We start from the raw sequence: 2,931 nt of genomic DNA on the forward strand, positions 1-2,931 counted from the left end.
TGGGGAAACATATCCACAAGTTTCATCCTCTCCACTTTATATCCTGCCTCTATCATATCCTTCAGGTTCTCAACCAAGGTTTTTGGGTTGCAGGATACATAGACCATTTGTGGTACACCATAATCAATAATCTGCTGCAGGGCTTTTGGTCCAACTCCTGGGCGTGGCGGGTCTATAATGATTAGATCAGGCTTTTCGTCAATCTCCTTCAGCTTTTCTCCCACATCACCAACTATGAATTCTATATTATCTATATTATTAAGCTTTACATTTTCTTTGGCTGCTTCTATTGCTTCCTCTATCAATTCGATTCCATAGACCTTATCTGCTTTCTGGGATACAATCTGGGTTATTGTGCCTGTACCGCAGTATAGGTCATAGACCACTTTTCCCTTGGCATCTCCCAGGTAGTCCTGTACAACACTATAGAGTTTCTCAGCGCCTAATGAATTAGTCTGGAAAAATGAAAAGGCAGATATTTTAAATTTCAATCCTAAAATCTCTTCGACTATATAATCTCTACCGTATAATACATCATAGCCTTCATTGATTACCGCATCAGAAAGGGAATCATTTTTTGTATGGAGAAAACCTACCAATGTATTATTTAAATCGAGCTTTAGAAGTTCGTCTACTAATTCTGTAAAGTCGTGTTCCAGTTGGGTCGTGGTTATTATATTAACTAGAAGTTCTTCTCTCCTGAAGGATTTTCTTATTACCAGGTATCTTAGATATCCTTCATGGCTCATCTTGTTGTAAAAAGGCAGTTCTTTTCTTCTGCAATAATCTGATATAGTCTTTACTAGTATATTGTAGTCATTATCTGCTATCTTACATTGTTCAATGGGAATTATATTATAGAATTTGCCGGATTGATGCATGCCAAGGGTCATCTCTCCATCCTTGGTAAGATTTCCAAAGGTGAATTCCATTTTGTTTCTATATTCAAATTCCAGAGGGCTTTTTTCGATACCCTCATATTTGTAGCCTTTTATATCTGCATTTTCAAAAAGCTTAAGCACTTCCCGTTCCTTCTGGCGAAGCTGTATCTCGTAGGGTATGTGCTGATGACTACATCCTCCACACTCTTTAAAATGAGGGCATGATGGTTCTATAGATCCCTCTGGGTATTGAAGTATTTCAAGGATTTTTCCCTCTGCTTTATCCTTCCTGTTTTTTGTAATTCTCACCAGCACCTTTTCTCCCAGCATGGCATTCTTAATTTCAACTATTTTATCTTCTACCTTGACGATACCTATTGAAGGGTACTTTGTATCTTCAATTAGTACCTCTAGTATTTGGCCTCTTTTCATGTATTTATCTTCCTTTCTGATATGCTTGTTTTTTTGTCCAAGCCTTAAATGTACAGTCTTATATAATTACATTATTACCAATTAACAAAAACACTTCCTATTAAGATTTTAAAAGCGTTTTCAGCTATTACCAGTTGTTTTTGCGTAACTTCCTTAAGGATCTGCTAAAGCCTAGGAACGGTAAAAATGTAAAAACAAAACAAGTATTAAGGGCTATCAATACTACTACCTTAATAAATCCTAAATTAATTATGTTCATAATAATAAGCCATGCAGCTAGCAGTATTCCAAAAACACTAGCCCACTTACCGGTATGCTTCTGGTTTTTTTCAAGTACTTCCTCTTCTGAAGCTTTATCACTAAAAATTGGAACAGTACCTTCCTTAGCTCTGAAGATTTGGTAGCCAGGTTCTATAACTACTGGATACCAACCGCTTGCTTCATAATAGGAAAGCATATCTTTTTCGATTACCATCTCAGTGTTTAAAGCATAGTCATAATCACAAGCTTCACCTTTTTCAAAACGGTAGAGTAAACCTTTCATTCCAACTAAATGCCATCCTTTTTTACTCATGTCTTTCAAAAGCTTCATGTCGTGCTCAGGCATTATTGCTAAACCACTGCACATTTTATATTTATACTTAACCATTATTCTTACCTCCAAGCCACTTTTCTGCAACAGATATGATATTTTTACGATAATCAAAGTTCATTTTTAAAATCTTTCTTCCTTCCTCGGTTATCTCATAGAGTATCTTTCCATCCTCTTCACCAATATCCAAAATCCATCCAGCGTCCTTTAGTTTCTTAAGTGTGGTATACATGGTTGCAGGACCGATCTCTACAGTTCCATCTGTCATGTTCACAATTTCCTGCATTATCCTATAACCATGTATTGGTTTCAGGGTTGCTAAAAGTATTAGAAAAATACTATCAGTCAGTTCTCCAGATTCATAAGGACTTGTTTTCGCCATAATCCGCCTCCATATATCCATCATTGATATACCTATTATATCAATCATGGATATATGAGTCAATAACAAAACAAAAAATTAATGCACTAAAATGGATATAGTATAATACATCCTTTATAGTGCAAATTATGTATAATTATTTAATAGTCGGTATTGGTAAAGGGTCTTTGATTGTAATGGAATAGTCTGTCCAATCTGTCTGTTTCAGATTCATTGCTTATGCTTACAATCCCCAGTCTCACTAATGGGGCCAAATCAGCACTTCCCATAAGAAGTGAAGATAAATCCGACAGATTACATTTAATTTCCACATCTGCATCGTTAATATCTTCTGTATAAGACCAGTTGCTGTGCTTTTTATTGTCATCGGTTTTGAAGTTTATGCTGAATCTTTCTTCCATTGCTTCAAATTCATTATTAACCCTGAATGAAATCTTTATATTATCAATTGGAAACTTTCTATGTTCAGTCTTCTCGATGAATGACTTTACATTTGGTATTTTATACATAGTTCCCATAGCAGAAACATTGGTCTGAAGAAACCCGTAGTTTATGTAGTTGCCTGAAACATCTTGAGGACTGTCCAGCAGATGATAAAAATCTGCTTCACCGGTTCTGATTACAATGTTTTGGGCAAGATCTGA

4 protein-coding genes are annotated in these 2,931 nt (G+C 35.7%); all 4 read right to left on the reverse strand.

The genetic code is table 11. From position 1 onward, the window contains the following. Nucleotides 1-1,313, reverse strand: a 1,313-nt coding sequence (rlmD, locus tag ACESM9_RS15385) for a 23S rRNA (uracil(1939)-C(5))-methyltransferase RlmD (RefSeq protein WP_373000745.1), incomplete at its 3' end; no start/stop codon positions are given. Between the two features lie 127 nt (nt 1,314-1,440). Next, nucleotides 1,441-1,962, reverse strand: coding sequence for a DUF2812 domain-containing protein (locus ACESM9_RS15390; protein ID WP_373000748.1), 522 nt, complete (start codon nt 1,960-1,962; stop codon nt 1,441-1,443). Then, nucleotides 1,955-2,287, reverse strand: a complete 333-nt coding sequence (locus tag ACESM9_RS15395; RefSeq protein ID WP_373000751.1) for a PadR family transcriptional regulator — start codon at nt 2,285-2,287, stop codon at nt 1,955-1,957. The genes ACESM9_RS15390 and ACESM9_RS15395 overlap by 8 nt, the downstream gene beginning before the upstream one ends. A gap of 140 nt (nt 2,288-2,427) precedes the next feature. Next, on the reverse strand, nt 2,428-2,931 hold a 504-nt coding region (locus tag ACESM9_RS15400), incomplete at its 5' end, for a sterol carrier protein domain-containing protein (protein WP_373000753.1).

This window comes from Lutispora sp. (assembly GCF_041687175.1).
GTDB lineage: Bacteria > Bacillota > Clostridia > Lutisporales > Lutisporaceae > Lutispora.